Source organism: Actinotalea fermentans (genome assembly GCF_007991475.1).
GTDB classification, from domain to species: Bacteria; Actinomycetota; Actinomycetes; order Actinomycetales; family Cellulomonadaceae; genus Actinotalea; species Actinotalea fermentans.
Map to the genome: position 1 here is coordinate 86,470 of NZ_BJYK01000002.1, position 13,536 is coordinate 100,005.

Genomic DNA, 13,536 nt, shown 5'->3' on the forward strand with positions numbered 1-13,536 from the left:
CACCCTGCGGCGGGTCTGCCTGCGGTGCGGTCACCGGACCCTAGGCTGGCGACATGACCGCCCCCGTCAGCCAGCCACGGACGGCCTGGGGCCACGGCCTGGCCACCGTCACCGACGCGGGCGGCGTGCTCGACGTCTGGTACCCCCGGCCCGCCCTGGGCGCACGTCCGCACGACGACGCGACCGCGGCCGAGGCCGACCGGGCGAGCCTCGCCCTGGTCGAGCGGGCCGCCCGCACCGACGACGTCCGCGGCGTCGTCACGCAGGTCGTGACCGTCGAGATCGACCTCGACGCCCCACCCGCCGACACCGCCGACGCCTACCTGCGCCTGCACCTGCTCTCGCACCGGCTCGTGCGCCCGCACGGGCTGAACCTCGACGGGGTCTTCGCCGTCCTGCCGAACGTCGTGTGGACGGACCGCGGGCCGTGCGCGCCGGAGGGGTTCGAGGAGGTCCGCGGCCGGGTCCGCGCGTCGGGCGGCGCCCTGACGGTCTACGGCGTCGACAAGTTCCCGCGGATGGTGGACTACGTGCTGCCCACGGGCGTGCGGATCGCCGACGCGGACCGCGTGCGGCTCGGCGCGCACCTCGCCGAGGGCACCACGGTGATGCACGAGGGCTTCGTGAACTTCAACGCGGGCACCCTCGGGGTCTCGATGGTCGAGGGGCGGATCTCCCAGGGCGTCGTCGTCGGCGACGGCAGCGACATCGGCGGCGGGGCCTCGATCATGGGGACCCTGTCCGGCGGCGGCAAGGTGACGATCTCCATCGGCCGGCGGTCGCTGGTGGGCGCCAACGCCGGGCTGGGCATCTCGCTCGGCGACGACTGCGTGATCGAGGCGGGCCTGTACGTCACGGCCGGCACCAAGGTGACGCTGCTGCCGGCGAAGGGCTCCGGCGACGCCCCGCAGGTCGTCGCCGCGCGCGAGCTCTCCGGGCGCGACGGGCTGCTCTTCCGGCGCCACTCCCAGACGGGCGCCGTCGAGGCGGTGCCGCGACCGGGGGTCGGGATCGAGCTCAACCCGGACCTGCACGCCAACTGACGGGCCCCGCGCATGCCGTCCCGTCCCACCCCCGTCCGCCGGTCGGGCGCGCCGTTCGAGCCGGTCAGCGGCTCGCGCACGCCGCCCGCGGCACCGCGCCCGGCGGCCGCGCGCCCACCGGCGGCGGGCCGGACGGCGTCGGGCCCCCCGGCCGGACCGCGCCGTCCGCGCCGCGGCCTGCGGAGGCTGCTGCGCGTCGTCGTCGCCCTGGTGGTGTTCGGCGGCGTCGTCGTGGGTGGTGCGCTGGGGGTCGCCTCGTTCCTGGGCCAGGACGGGTCGCCGACGCAGCCGAGCCGCTGCGCCGCGACGCTCGACGGCACGGACTGGTACCTGGACCCCGCGCAGGCCGACGTCGCCGCCCTGATCGCCGGCCAGGCGCTGGCGCGTGGACTCCCGCCGCGGGCCCTGACGATCGCCCTCGCGACGGCGCTGCAGGAGTCGGACCTGGCGAACATCGAGCACGGCGACCGCGACTCGCTCGGCATCTTCCAGCAGCGACCGTCGCAGGGCTGGGGCACGCAGGAGCAGATCCTGGACCCGGTGTACTCGACGAACGCGTTCTTCGACGCGCTCCTGCGCGTCGACGGCTACCAGGACATGGCGGTGACCGAGGCGGCGCAGGCCGTCCAGCGCTCGGCGTTCCCGGACGCCTACGCCCAGCACGAGGCGCGTGCCCGGGCGTGGGCGAACGCGCTCTACGGCTTCGCCGCCGGGGCCGTGCGGTGCGAGCTCGACGCGCTGGACGCGTCGGGCGCCGCGGACGCGGACGCCATCGTCGCCCGCGTGCAGCGGGACCTGGGCCTGACTGCGACCGTCACGCCCGAGGGCGTGCTCGTGGACGTGACGCCGCTGGCGCCGCAGGACCCGGAGCTGGCGGCCCGGCTCGCGTGGGGCGTGGCCCACTGGGCCGTCGCAGCAGCCGACGGCGCGCACGTGGCCGCCGTCGAGCACGCGACGATGGTCTGGGACCGGGGCGCCGTCTGGCACCCTCGGCCCGCCGACGCCGCACCGCTCGCCGACGCGACGGTGCTGCTGCGCACGGAGCCGCCGGCGCAGTGACCCGCCGCGTGGGTCAGCGGTCCTCGAGCTCGGTGTAGCTGCGCCGCTGCGGGCCCACGTAGACCTGGCGGGGGCGGCCGATCTTCGTGGCCGGGTCCTTCATCATCTCCCGCCACTGGGCGATCCAGCCGGGCATCCGCCCGACGGCGAACAGCGGCGTGAACATGCGGGTCTGGAAGCCCATCGCCTTGTAGAGCAGGCCCGTGTAGAAGTCCACGTTCGGGTAGAGCTTGCGCTCGATGAAGTAGTCGTCGTTGAGGGCGATGTCCTCCAGGCCCATGGCGATGTCCAGCAGGTCGTCGCGCTTGCCCAGCTTGGAGAGCACCTCGTCGGCCATCTTCTTCACGATGGCGGCGCGCGGGTCGTAGTTCTTGTACACGCGGTGGCCGAAGCCCATGAGGCGGACGCCGGCCTCCTTGTCCTTGACCCGGCGCATGAAGTCGCTCGCGTCGCCGCCGGAGTCGCGGATCTCGGTGAGCATCCGCAGCACCGCCTCGTTGGCGCCGCCGTGCAGGGGGCCCGAGAGCGCGTTGATGCCCGCGGAGACCGACGCGTAGAGGTTGGCGTGGCTCGACCCGACGATCCGGACGGTCGACGTCGAGCAGTTCTGCTCGTGGTCGGCGTGCAGGATGAGGAGCAGGTCGAGGGCCTTCACCATGACGGGGTCGACCTCGTACAGGGCGCCGTTCGGCTGGAAGGCCATGCGCAGGAAGTCCCCGACGTAGCCGATGCCGCGGTGCGGGCCGATCATCTGCTGGCCCAGCGCCCGGCGATGGGCGTAGGCGGCGATGGTCGGGGCCTTGGCCAGCAGGAGGACCGTGGCGAGCTCGACGGTCTGGGGGTCGAACGGGTCGACGCTCTCCGGGTAGTACCCCGGCAGGGCGGACACGGCGCTCGAGAGGACGGCCATCGGGTGGGCGTTCGCGGGGAACGCGCCGATGAGGGCCTTGAAGTTGTCGTGCAGGTGCGTGTGGCGCTCGACGCGCTCGACCCAGCCCTCGAGCTGGCCGTGCTTGGGCAGCTCCCCGTGCGTGAGCAGGTAGGACACCTCGAGGAAGCTCGAGTGCGCCGCGAGCTCCTCGATCGGGTAGCCGCGGTAGAGCAGGACGCCCTCGTCACCGTCGATGTAGGTGATCGCGGACTCGACAGACGCGGTGTTCATGAAGCCGGGGTCGTAGGTGACGACGCCCGTCTCCTTGAGGAGGGCGGACACGCCGATCCCGTCGTTGCCGAGCGTGGCCGGGATGCGCGGGAGCTCCAGGGCCTTCTCGTCGACACGGAGCTCCACGGCACCGGTGGTCGTCTGGGTCATGCCCTCCTCCTTCTGACCGGCGCGGGGCGATAGACCCGGCCGCCGTCGTGCCAAGGTGTGCGAGAAAGGTACTCGCGCGAGCGGTTACCTGCCTAACGCAGCCCGGCCCCGGGGGTGAGGACCGGCGGCCCCCCATGCGGGCTCCCGACGGACACCCTCACAAGAGGTCAAGCGACAGTAAAGCAGACGGCGACACTCGGTGTCCCTGATCTCATGAGCTGGTCAATCTCCAGCCCGGTCCGACCTCAGGCGCCGGCGAGGCGGGCGACCGCCCGGGCCACCGCGTCGTCGGACGCCGTCAGGGCGACCCGGACATGGCGGACACCCGCCGGTCCGTAGAACGAGCCGGGCGCGACGAGAATTCCCTGGTCGGCGAGGTCGGCGACGGTCTGCCAGCAGTCCTGCCCCGCGCCGGCGGCCCGCACCCACAGGTACAGGCCCGCGTCAGACCCGTCGACCTCGAAGCCTGCCGCCGTGAACGCCCCCAGCAGCGCCGTCCGGCGCCGGCGGTACCGCTCGACCTGGGCGTCCACGTGCGCGTCGTCGGCGAGGGCGACGGCAGCGGCCGCCTGGATGGGCCCGGGCAGCATCATCCCGGCGTGCTTGCGCACCTCGAGGAGTGCCGCGACGCGACGCGGGTCCCCGGCCACGAAGCCCGCGCGGTAGCCGGCGAGGTTGGACTGCTTGGACAGCGACTGCACCACCAGCAGGTCGGTGTGGTCGCCGTCGCACACGCGCGGGTCGAGGATGCTCGGCACGCCCTCGCTCGCCCAGGGCTGCGTCCAGGCGAGCAGCCCGTAGCACTCGTCCGAGGCCACGACGGCACCGATCGACCGCGCCGCCGCGACAACGGCCCGCAACTGCTCGACGCCGAGCACGCGACCCGTGGGGTTGCCGGGCGAGTTCAGCCAGACCAGCCGCACGTCGCCCCGGCCGGCCCACGCCGCGACGTCGTCCGCGGGGAGCGGCTGCGCACCCGCGAGCCGCGCGCCGACGTCGTAGGTCGGGTACGCCACCTCGGGGTGCACGACGACGTCACCGGCGCCGAGGCCGAGCAGCGACGGCAGGCCAGCGACCAGCTCCTTCGAGCCGATCGTCGGCAGCACGGCGGCCGGGTCCACGCCGGGCGCGCGCCGTCGCCGGGCGAGCCACGCGGACGCGGCCTCACGCAGCGCGGCCGTGCCGTGCGTCGTCGGGTAGCCCGGCGCGTCCGCGTGGCTCGCCAGGGCGGCGCGGACGGGCTCCGGCGTCGGGTCGACCGGGGTGCCGACCGACAGGTCGACGATGCCGTCGGGGTGCGCACGCGCGGTGCGCGCGTACGGCGCGAGCGTGTCCCAGGGGAAGTCCGGCAGCGAGGCCGTATGGAAGCCCACGCGAGGGCTCAGGCCGTACCGGCCTGCGGGGGCAGCGCCGCGACGATCGGGTGGTCGCGGTCGATCTCGCCCAGCTTCGCGGCGCCGCCGGGCGAGCCCAGGACGTCGAAGAACTCGACGTTCACCTTGTAGTACTCGCTCCACTGCTCGGGGACGTCGTCCTCGTAGTAGATCGCCTCGACCGGGCACACGGGCTCGCAGGCGCCGCAGTCCACGCACTCGTCGGGGTGGATGTACAGCGAGCGCTTGCCCTCGTAGATGCAGTCGACGGGACACTCCTCGACGCACGCCTTGTCCTTGACGTCGACGCAGGGCTGGGCGATCACGTAGGTCACGGGTGGTCCTCCGACTGCCGGGTGGGTCGCGTCCTAGTATCCCCCACGGACGGCGTCGCACCTGTGCGGTGGCCGACGCGCGGACGAAGGAGCGTTGTGGACGACGCACTGTGGACGACCTGGCCGCTCGGGGTGCGCGTCGTCGTCCGGCGACGCCTGCCGGACGGGATGTTCGGGGACGTGCTCGGCGACCTGCTCGAGACCGGGCCAGACGGCGTCCTGGTGCGCACCCGCGCCGGCGACGTGCGCGTCACCGCGGCGGAGATCGCCATCGGCAAGATCGTCCCGCCGGCCCGCCCGCGGCGGACGCACCACGACCAGGCCTAGGCGGGCGGCCCCCCGCAGACGATCGCGTTCTGCGGCTTGTAGCGCGTGGTCCAGGACTCGTGGTTCTGCTGCACGCCGTCGAGGAACACCGTGCGGGTCACGGTCACGGTGAAGCCTGGGTTGCCCGCCGACTGGCCCTCGCAGGTCGGCGACTGGGAGTAGACCGTCGTCGGCTGCACGACGTTCGACCGGCCGCTCGTCGTCGTCTCGACCGTGTAGTAGGGCGTGCTCCACACGCGCACGTACACGCGCCCGTCCGCGACCCAGGACTGCAGGAGGGCGCCGTACGGCGTGTTGTTGCGCCAGCGCATGTTGATCTGCGGCGTGAAGATCGTCGCCTCGCGGCCCTCCGGGTACCGGCGGAACCACTCGCTGTGCGCCTGGTGCTCGACGAGCTCGTACCCCGCGAAGAACGCGGCGTTGTAGGTGGTGGTGGACATCTGCGACAGGCCACCGCCCCAGGCGTCGGTGTGCTGGCCGCTGAGGATCACGCCCGCCTGCACGTAGCCGTGAGCGGCGTCCAGCGGTCCGAGCGCGTCGCCGAGGTTGAACTCCTCTCCCGGCCGGATCAACATCCCGTTGATCTTCGACGCGCCGTTCGCGATGTTCTGGGTCCGGCGCGGCTCGCTGGTCAGCGGCGTGCTGAACTCGCTGACGATCTGGGAGATGCCGAGGGCCTCGAGCTCCGCCACGGACTCCGCGGGGTCGGCCTCGACGAGCTCCACGGCAGCGGTGCGGTCGCCCGTGGTGGTCGCCGCCGCGGCGACCGCCTCCGCGAGCGCGTCGGGGTCCAGCGTCGTGCCCGGCGCCCCCGGCACGATCACCGGGCCGTTCGCGTCGAACGTGAAGGTCGGCTCCTCGGCCGCCGTGAGGAGGTTCGTCGTGCGGACCACGACGGCGTCGACGAGCACGGTGCCGTCCATGACGAGCGCGAGCTCGCCGTCCTCGGGCACGAACGACGCCGCCGAGCTCAGGACGTCAGTGGGCAGCTCCGCCGTCTGGCCCGCCACCTCGACCCGGACGGGAGCCGACTGCAGCGGCTCCACGAGGGTCGACAGGGCCTCTTGGACGTCGGTGTCGTCGACGTCGGGCGGGTCCACCGTGGTGGGCAGCTCGATCGGGCGGGCCTGGGTCAGCCACGACGTGGCGAGGAGCTCCACGGCCGCGGGGACGTCCAGCGCCACGCCCTCGGTCGCCCGTGACGGTTGGGCGGTCCCGTCGACGACCTGGATCCCGCCGTCGACCGGCGGCACCGACAGGGTCTCCACGACGTCCTCGAGCGCGTGCTCCAGCGCTGCCCGGTCGACGTCGCTCACCGGTGCGACCGCGTCCGCCCCGAAGAGCTGCGCCCACAGCCGGGACGGCTCCAGGCCGAAGCCCGTGGCCGACTCGACGGTGGCCCGGGCGTCGAAGCTGAGGCCGGCCGCGGCCGGCGGGATCGCGGTGCGCAGGTCGCCGGCCGAGACCTCGAGATCCTCGGTCGTGGCGGCACGCAGCTGCTCGTCGAGCGTCGCGACGGCGTCGTCCGCGGACAGACCGCCGATGTCGACGCCGGCGACCGTCGTCCCGGGCGGCACCCGGTCGGACCAGAGCCACAGGGCGCCGACGTAGGCGCCGGCGAGGAGGACGAGGGCGACGGCGCTCACGGCGAGCGCGACCAGGCCACGGCGACGGCGCCGCCGAGGGGCCTCCTGCACGCCCGCCCGCTCGGTGCCGTGCTGGTGGTCCGCGCGGTGCGGGTGCTCCGAGCGGTGCGGGTGCTCGCCGGGCAGCACGTGCTCTGCGCGGTGGGCGGGCTCGTCGGGCGTGACGTCCCCGAGCGGCGCGACCACGGGCGGCGGCGGCAGCACCATGGTCGTCGCGGCGTCCGCCGGGGGGGCCGGCTCGACCGCGTCGACCGGACCTGCCACGTCGGCGCTGTCCGTCGGCTCGTCGATCGGCTCGTCGGTCGGCTCGCCCGTCTCCTGCTCCGTGGCGGCGGACCCCGTGTCCTCCAGCGGCGGCACGACGGCGGTGCTCTCGGCATCGCCGGCAGCCCACTCGCGCTGGCGCTCGGCAAAGGCCGCGCGGTCGGCCAGCCAGTCCGGCGCGTCGCTCACCTCCCCCGCCGAGGGCTCCTCGGGCGTCGGCGCGGCGACGTCCGCAGTGACGGGCACGACCTCGTCGCTGACCGGCTCGTCCGCGACCGGCTCGTCCGCGAGCGGCTCGTCGACGACCCGCTCGTCCACCACCGGCTCATCGACGACGGGCTCGCCCTCGACCGGCTCGTCAGCCGCGCGCTCGGCGGAGTCGGCCTGACCGACCGGCTCGGCCGGGAGCGACTCGTCGACCACCACGGGCTCGACGGTCGTCTCCGCCTCAGGCCCGGCCTCGGCCTCGGCCTCGGCTCCGGCCTCCGTGTCGGGCGCCTCGCCGTCCTCGTCGGTGCTCTCGGGCTCGGCCGGGACCGCCTCGGCGCCATCGGGCACCTCAGCGCCGTCGGGTACCTCAGCGCCGTCGGCCTCCTCGCCGTCGGTCACCCCGGCGCCATCGGCCGCCTCAGCGCCGTCCGCCGCCGCGTCCGACTCCGCGACGTCCGGGCCCTCGTCCGCGGACCCGAGGGGCCCGGGGTCGTCCGTGCGCGCATCGTCGAGGACCTCGTCCGGCCGGTCGGTCATGCGTCTCCCCTGCTGAGCCACGGCGGGCTGGACCCGCCGCGGAGATTCTACGAGGGCTGCTCCGGGTCCCGACGCCCGACCCGGGGCTGATCGCTGAACCAGCGCGCCGGCAGCACGGCGACCACGAGCACCAGCGCGGGAGCGGCGAGCCACGCGTAGCCGATGCCCTCGTCGGTGATGAGCACGTCACCACCGGGCCGCACGAAGCCCATGGCCAGCACCATGGCCGCCAGGGCGAGCGTGTAGGCGACCATCGCCCGTGCGCGCCCCCACGCGCGCGTGAGCACGGCCGCGGCGAGGACCGTCCCGTACGCGAGGACGAGCCCCCAAGGGTCGTTGGCTCGGTGCACACCGGTCCCCACGACACCCACCACCAGGCCGAGTGCCACGCTGCCGAGCACGTGCCACGCGGACGCGGGGCGGCCTGGTGCGACGGGGCTGGACACGGGCGCCAGGCTATCGGGTGATGCCGTCGGGCCAGGCCACGCGCGTGGCGTCGCCCGCCGCGAGCCGGTAGGACTCCTGGCACAGGAGCGGCTGCCGGACGCCGTCGCTCAGGGCGAGGCAGCCGATGCTCGCCCCGGTCGCGACCGGCCAGGTGCGGATGGCCTGGACCTGCGTGGCGTGCGCCTGCAGTGCGCCGACCACGGCGTCGAGCACCGGGCGCACGTCGACCCGTAGCGCGACCGCCTCGGACGGCACGGCCACCGAGGGAGCCTCGCGGTCCGGCCCGGGCAGGTGAAGGTCCCCGGGCGCGTCCCCGCCGTCGCGCAGGAGGGCCGTCAGCTCGTCGACGGCCGTCGCGAGCTCCGCGGCGTCGACGGCGGCCCACAGGACCACCGGCGCGATCGGCAGCCCCGACGGCGTCGCAGTCCCGGCCAGCGCGAGCGCGCGCATGGTCACCTCGTGGGCCCGGACGTGGTCCGGGTGCCCGTAGCCGCCACCCGGCTCGTAGGTGACGACGACGTCGGGCCGGCGCTCGCGCAGGAGCGTGGCGAGACGCAGGGCCGCCGCGTCGAGGTCGGCGCGCGCGAAGGCCGCCGGCCCGGAGTCCGGCGCGGCGCCCGCGCGGCCCGGGGCGGACCAGACCATGCCCGAGTCCTCGTAGCGGTCGAGACCGTCGCGCGCAGCCGCAGCCGCAGGCACGGCGTCGAGCCAGACGTGGTCCCGCACACCGAGCGCCGCCAGCGCCGCGGCCAGCTCCCGCTCACGATGCGCGGCCAGCGCGGGCCCGTCGCCCTCCAGGTGCGCGAGCGCGGGCCCGATGACCTCGCCCCGCTCACCCCGGGTGCAGGTCACCACCGTCACCGGGGCGCCCGACGCCGCCCACGTGGCGAGCAGGGCACCCGTGCTGAGCGTCTCGTCGTCGGGGTGCGCGTGCACGGCCAGGAGCCGCGGGCCGGCTGGGCCGCCCCGGGCGCCGTCGGACGCGGAGGTCACGCCCGCTTGGCGCGGGCCGCGAGCTTGCCGCGCTCCTCCTGGCCCAGCACCACCTTGCGGATCCGCACGATCTCCGGGGTCACCTCGACGCACTCGTCGTCGCTGGCGAACTCCAGCGACTCCTCGAGGGTCAGGCGGCGCGGCGGGGTGAGGCGCTCGAGCTCGTCGCCGGTCGACGAGCGCATGTTGGTCAGCTTCTTCTCGCGCGCGACGTTGACGTCCATGTCCTCGTTGCGGCTGTTCTCGCCGACGACCATGCCCTCGTACACGTCCTCGGTGGGCGCGACGAAGAACGAGCCGCGGTCGGCGAGCTGGATGAGCGCGTACGCGGTCACGACGCCGGACCGGTCGGCCACGAGGGAGCCGGTGGCGCGCGCCTCGATCGGGCCCGCCCACGGCTCGTAGCCCTCCGCGATCGACGCCGCGATGCCCGTGCCGCGGGTCTCCGTGAGGAACCTGGTCCGGAAGCCGATGAGGCCCCGCGCCGGCACCATGAACTCCATCCGGACCCAGCCGGTGCCGTGGTTCGCCATCGTCAGCATGCGGCCCTTGCGCGCGGCGAGGAGCTGCGTGACCGTGCCGAGGTGCTCCTCCGGCACGTCGACCGTCAGGTGCTCCATCGGCTCGTGGCGGACGCCGTCGATCGTCTTGGTGACGACCTGCGGCTTGCCGACCGTGAGCTCGAAGCCCTCGCGGCGCATCTGCTCGACGAGGATCGCCAGGGCCAGCTCGCCGCGGCCCTGGACCTCCCAGGTGTCGGGGCGGTCGGTCGGCAGCACGCGCAGGGACACGTTGCCGACGAGCTCGGCGTCGAGGCGGTCCTTGACCTGGCGCGCCGTGACCTTGTGCCCCTTGCCGCCCTTGCCGGCGAGCGGGGACGTGTTGATGCCGATCGTCACCGCGATCGCGGGGTCGTCGACGGTGATCGGGGGCAGCGGCCGCGGGTCGTCCGGGTCGGCGAGCGTCTCGCCGATCGTGATGTCCGCGATGCCCGCGACGGCGACGATGTCGCCCGGCCCGGCCTCCGCCGTCGGGACCCGCTCGAGGGCCCGGGTGGCGAGCAGCTCGGTGATGCGGACGTTCGACGTCGTCCCGTCGGCGCGGACCCAGGCGACGTTCTGGCCCTTGCGGATCGTGCCGTTGTGGATGCGCAGCAGGGCGAGGCGGCCGAGGAACGGCGACGCGTCGAGGTTGGTCACGTGCGCCTGCAGGGGCGCGGCCTCGTCGTACGTCGGCGCCGGGATGCGCTCGAGGAGCGTGGTGAACAGGGGCGCGAGGTTCGGGCTGTCCGGCAGGGTGCCGTCGGCGGGCGCCTCGAGGGACGCGCGGCCGGCCTTCGCCGAGGCGTACACGACGGGCACGTCGAGCACCGCGTCGAGGTCGAGGTCCGGGTGGTCCTCGTGCAGGTCGGAGGCCAGGCCGAGCAGCAGGTCGGTGGCCTCGTGCACGACCTCGCCGATCCGCGCGTCGGGCCGGTCCACCTTGTTGACGACGAGCACGACGGGCAGCTGGGCCTCGAGCGCCTTGCGGAGCACGAACCGCGTCTGCGGCAGCGGCCCCTCCGACGCGTCGACGAGCAGCAGGACCCCGTCGACCATCGACAGGCCGCGCTCGACCTCGCCGCCGAAGTCGGCGTGGCCCGGGGTGTCGATCACGTTGATCGTCACGCCGTCGGGCTGCCCCACCGCCGCCGCGGCCGGTCCGGTGTACCGGATCGCCGTGTTCTTGGCGAGGATCGTGATGCCCTTCTCGCGCTCCAGGTCACCGGAGTCCATGGCGCGCTCGGCGACGTGCGCGTGCGCCCCGAAGGCGTTCGACTGCCAGAGCATGGCGTCGACGAGGGTGGTCTTGCCGTGGTCCACGTGCGCCACGATCGCGACGTTGCGCAGGTCGGCGCGCACGGCCATAGGAGGACTCTTCTCGTTCGAGGGGGAATGGACCGGAGACGGACGACGGCGGCCGACGGGTGATTCTACCCGCCGACCGCCGTCGGAACGCCGTGGGCGCCGAAGCGCCGGTCTCACTGACCCCCGGGGCCGACCTGACGGGTCGTCCCGCGGGTGATCGTCTCCGCCTGCATGGCGTTCTCGGCACGCTCGACGTCGGACCGGTCCACCGGCTCTGCGCGGTGCACGCCGGCCTTGACCAGCTCCTCCTCGAGCAGCCGGTCGCGGGTCTCGCGACGGATCTTCTGCTCGGCGGGGTTCGGCACGGGCACCGCGGCGAGCAGTCGCCGCGTGTAGGGGTCGCGCGGCGAGCGCAGGATCTGGTCCCGCGCGCCCTGCTCGACGAGCTTGCCGTTGTGCATCACCGCGATGCGGCTGGAGAGGATCTCGACGACGGCGAGGTCGTGGCTGATGAACAGGCACGCGAACCCGTGCTCGCGCTGCAGCTCCTGGAACAGGTCGAGCACCTTCGCCTGCACCGACACGTCGAGGGCCGACGTCGGCTCGTCCGCGACCAGCAGCTTCGGGCTGAGCGCGAGCGCGCGGGCGATGCCGACGCGCTGCCGCTGACCGCCGGACAGCTCGTGCGGGTACCGGTTGCGCATGCTCTTGGCCAGGTGGACCTGGTCCAGCAGCTCCTCGACGCGCTTGTTCAGCGCCGCACCGCGGGCGATCTTGCGGAGCAGGAGCGGCTCGCCGATGGACTGGCCGATCGGCAGGCGCGGGTTCAGCGACGAGCCCGGGTCCTGGAAGACGATCGACACGCTCCGGCGCAGGTCGCGCAGCTCCTGGGCGCCGATGCCGACCATCTCGTGGCCGCCGATCTTCAGCGACCCCTCGGTCACCGGCAGCAGACCGACGACGGCGCGGCCGACGGTCGTCTTGCCCGAGCCGGACTCGCCGACGAGGCCGACGACCTCGCCGCGCTTGATGTCCATCGAGATGCCGTCGACGGCCCGGAAGGCGGGGATGCGACCCCGGCCCGGGTACTCGATCACCAGGTCACGCGCCTCGAGCGCGAAGAGGTTCTCCGTCGCGGCGGTGGTCGGCTCGGTCCGCGGCTCGGTGGTCGCGGCACCCGTCGCCGTGATGGGGGCCGAGGCACCCGCCTCGGCCAGGGCGGCGTCCCCGCCGACCGTCGCGCCGAGGTGCGGCACCGCGGCGAGCAGCTGCTGGGTGTACGGGTGCGTCGGCCGGTTGAAGATCTCGTCGGAGGTACCCGACTCGACGATCCGGCCGTCCTTCATCACGAGCACGCGGTCGGCGAGGTCGGCGACCACGCCCATGTCGTGGGTGATGAGGATGATGCCGGAGTCGATGCGGCTGCGCAGGTCGCGCATGAGCTTGAGGATCTCGGCCTGGACGGTGACGTCGAGGGCGGTCGTCGGCTCGTCGGCGATGAGCAGCTTCGGGTCGCACGCGAGCGCCTGGGCGATCATCGCCCGCTGGCGCTGGCCGCCCGAGAGCTGGTGCGGGTACTTGTCGACCGAGCGGGCCGGGTCCGGGATGTCCACCAGGCGCAGCAGCTCGATGGCGCGCTCGCGGGCCTGGTGCGGGCCGATGTCGAAGTGCGTCCGCAGCGTCTCGACGATCTGGAAGCCGATCGTGTAGACGGGGTTCAGGGCGGTCATCGGCTCCTGGAAGATGACCGCGACCTCCTTGCCGCGGATGTGCGAGAGCTGCTTGTGGGTCAGCCCCACGAGCTCCTTGCCGGCGAGCTTCGCCGACCCGCGGGCACGGCCGTTCTGCGGGAGGAGCCCGATGAGCGACATCGACGACTGGGTCTTGCCGGACCCGGACTCGCCGACGATGCCGAGCACCTCGCCCGGGCGGACGTCGTAGTCCATGTCGATGGCGGCGGGGTACCACTCGCCCTCGACGAAGAAGTCGACGCCGAGCCCACGGGCCTCGAGGATCGGTGCCTTGGTGGCGGCTGCGTCAGTGACCACGCCGTGCCCTTTCGTGACGTGCGCCGCATCGGCGCGGGACCTCGCTCACGGGACCGGCCGCGGTGACCGGCCCCGCCTGCGAGGGACGTTCTGAG

Annotated in this window: 11 protein-coding genes; 3 read left to right on the forward strand and 8 right to left on the reverse strand. The window is 74.1% G+C overall.

The genetic code is table 11. From position 1 onward, the window contains the following. Positions 1–53 precede the first annotated feature (53 nt). Both dapD and AFE02nite_RS06840 read left to right on the forward strand, forming a co-directional pair. Positions 54–1,043, forward strand: coding sequence for a 2,3,4,5-tetrahydropyridine-2,6-dicarboxylate N-succinyltransferase (dapD, locus tag AFE02nite_RS06835; protein ID WP_146819325.1), 990 nt, complete (start codon positions 54–56; stop codon positions 1,041–1,043). 12 nt (positions 1,044–1,055) lie between these two features. Next, positions 1,056–2,102: a hypothetical protein gene (locus AFE02nite_RS06840; protein WP_146819326.1), complete on the forward strand. Its 1,047-nt coding sequence runs from the start codon at positions 1,056–1,058 to the stop codon at positions 2,100–2,102. A gap of 13 nt (positions 2,103–2,115) precedes the next feature. Here AFE02nite_RS06840 and AFE02nite_RS06845 read toward each other — a convergent pair whose 3' ends face one another. The 3 genes from AFE02nite_RS06845 to fdxA all read right to left on the reverse strand — a co-directional run bounded on the left by AFE02nite_RS06845 (position 2,116) and on the right by fdxA (position 5,122). Then, positions 2,116–3,414 carry a citrate synthase gene (locus AFE02nite_RS06845; protein ID WP_034247775.1) on the reverse strand — a complete coding sequence of 433 codons (1,299 nt, stop codon included), beginning with the start codon at positions 3,412–3,414 and terminating at the stop codon, positions 2,116–2,118. A gap of 245 nt (positions 3,415–3,659) precedes the next feature. Continuing rightward, complete coding sequence (dapC, locus tag AFE02nite_RS06850) at positions 3,660–4,787, reverse strand: succinyldiaminopimelate transaminase (RefSeq protein WP_034247776.1); 1,128 nt, start codon at positions 4,785–4,787, stop codon at positions 3,660–3,662. A gap of 8 nt (positions 4,788–4,795) precedes the next feature. Continuing rightward, positions 4,796–5,122 (reverse strand): ferredoxin, encoded by a 327-nt coding sequence (gene fdxA, locus AFE02nite_RS06855; protein ID WP_034247777.1) that lies wholly within the window; start codon positions 5,120–5,122, stop codon positions 4,796–4,798. 96 nt (positions 5,123–5,218) lie between these two features. Between fdxA and AFE02nite_RS06860 the strand changes: the two genes are divergently transcribed. Next, complete coding sequence (locus tag AFE02nite_RS06860; protein WP_034247778.1) at positions 5,219–5,449, forward strand: putative acetyltransferase; 231 nt, start codon at positions 5,219–5,221, stop codon at positions 5,447–5,449. Here the strand turns inward: AFE02nite_RS06860 and AFE02nite_RS06865 are convergent. The 5 genes from AFE02nite_RS06865 to AFE02nite_RS06885 all read right to left on the reverse strand — a co-directional run bounded on the left by AFE02nite_RS06865 (position 5,446) and on the right by AFE02nite_RS06885 (position 13,441). After that, positions 5,446–8,106: a VanW family protein gene (locus tag AFE02nite_RS06865; protein WP_052113906.1), complete on the reverse strand. Its 2,661-nt coding sequence runs from the start codon at positions 8,104–8,106 to the stop codon at positions 5,446–5,448. The genes AFE02nite_RS06860 and AFE02nite_RS06865 overlap by 4 nt on opposite strands. Before the next feature lie 47 nt (positions 8,107–8,153). Further along, entirely contained in the window at positions 8,154–8,552 is a 399-nt protein-coding gene (locus AFE02nite_RS06870) for a hypothetical protein (RefSeq protein ID WP_052113907.1), read from the reverse strand. Between the two features lie 10 nt (positions 8,553–8,562). Further along, complete coding sequence (mshB, locus tag AFE02nite_RS06875; RefSeq protein WP_146819327.1) at positions 8,563–9,546, reverse strand: N-acetyl-1-D-myo-inositol-2-amino-2-deoxy-alpha-D-glucopyranoside deacetylase; 984 nt, start codon at positions 9,544–9,546, stop codon at positions 8,563–8,565. After that, positions 9,543–11,453, reverse strand: coding sequence for a translational GTPase TypA (typA, locus tag AFE02nite_RS06880; RefSeq protein ID WP_034248570.1), 1,911 nt, complete (start codon positions 11,451–11,453; stop codon positions 9,543–9,545). Before typA ends, mshB begins: the two co-directional genes overlap by 4 nt. Before the next feature lie 113 nt (positions 11,454–11,566). Continuing rightward, positions 11,567–13,441, reverse strand: a complete 1,875-nt coding sequence (locus tag AFE02nite_RS06885) for an ABC transporter ATP-binding protein (protein WP_146819328.1) — start codon at positions 13,439–13,441, stop codon at positions 11,567–11,569. Positions 13,442–13,536: the final 95 nt, after the last annotated feature.

Bases quoted from the DNA above. Each gene is read 5' to 3' on its own strand.
- dapD (WP_146819325.1), top strand. From the start codon at position 54: ATGACCGCCCCCGTCAGCCAGCCACGGACGGCCTGGGGCCACGGCCTG.
- AFE02nite_RS06840 (WP_146819326.1), top strand. From the start codon at position 1,056: ATGCCGTCCCGTCCCACCCCCGTCCGCCGGTCGGGCGCGCCGTTCGAG.
- AFE02nite_RS06845 (WP_034247775.1), bottom strand. From the start codon at position 3,414: ATGACCCAGACGACCACCGGTGCCGTGGAGCTCCGTGTCGACGAGAAG.
- AFE02nite_RS06865 (WP_052113906.1), bottom strand. From the start codon at position 8,106: ATGACCGACCGGCCGGACGAGGTCCTCGACGATGCGCGCACGGACGAC.
- typA (WP_034248570.1), bottom strand. From the start codon at position 11,453: ATGGCCGTGCGCGCCGACCTGCGCAACGTCGCGATCGTGGCGCACGTG.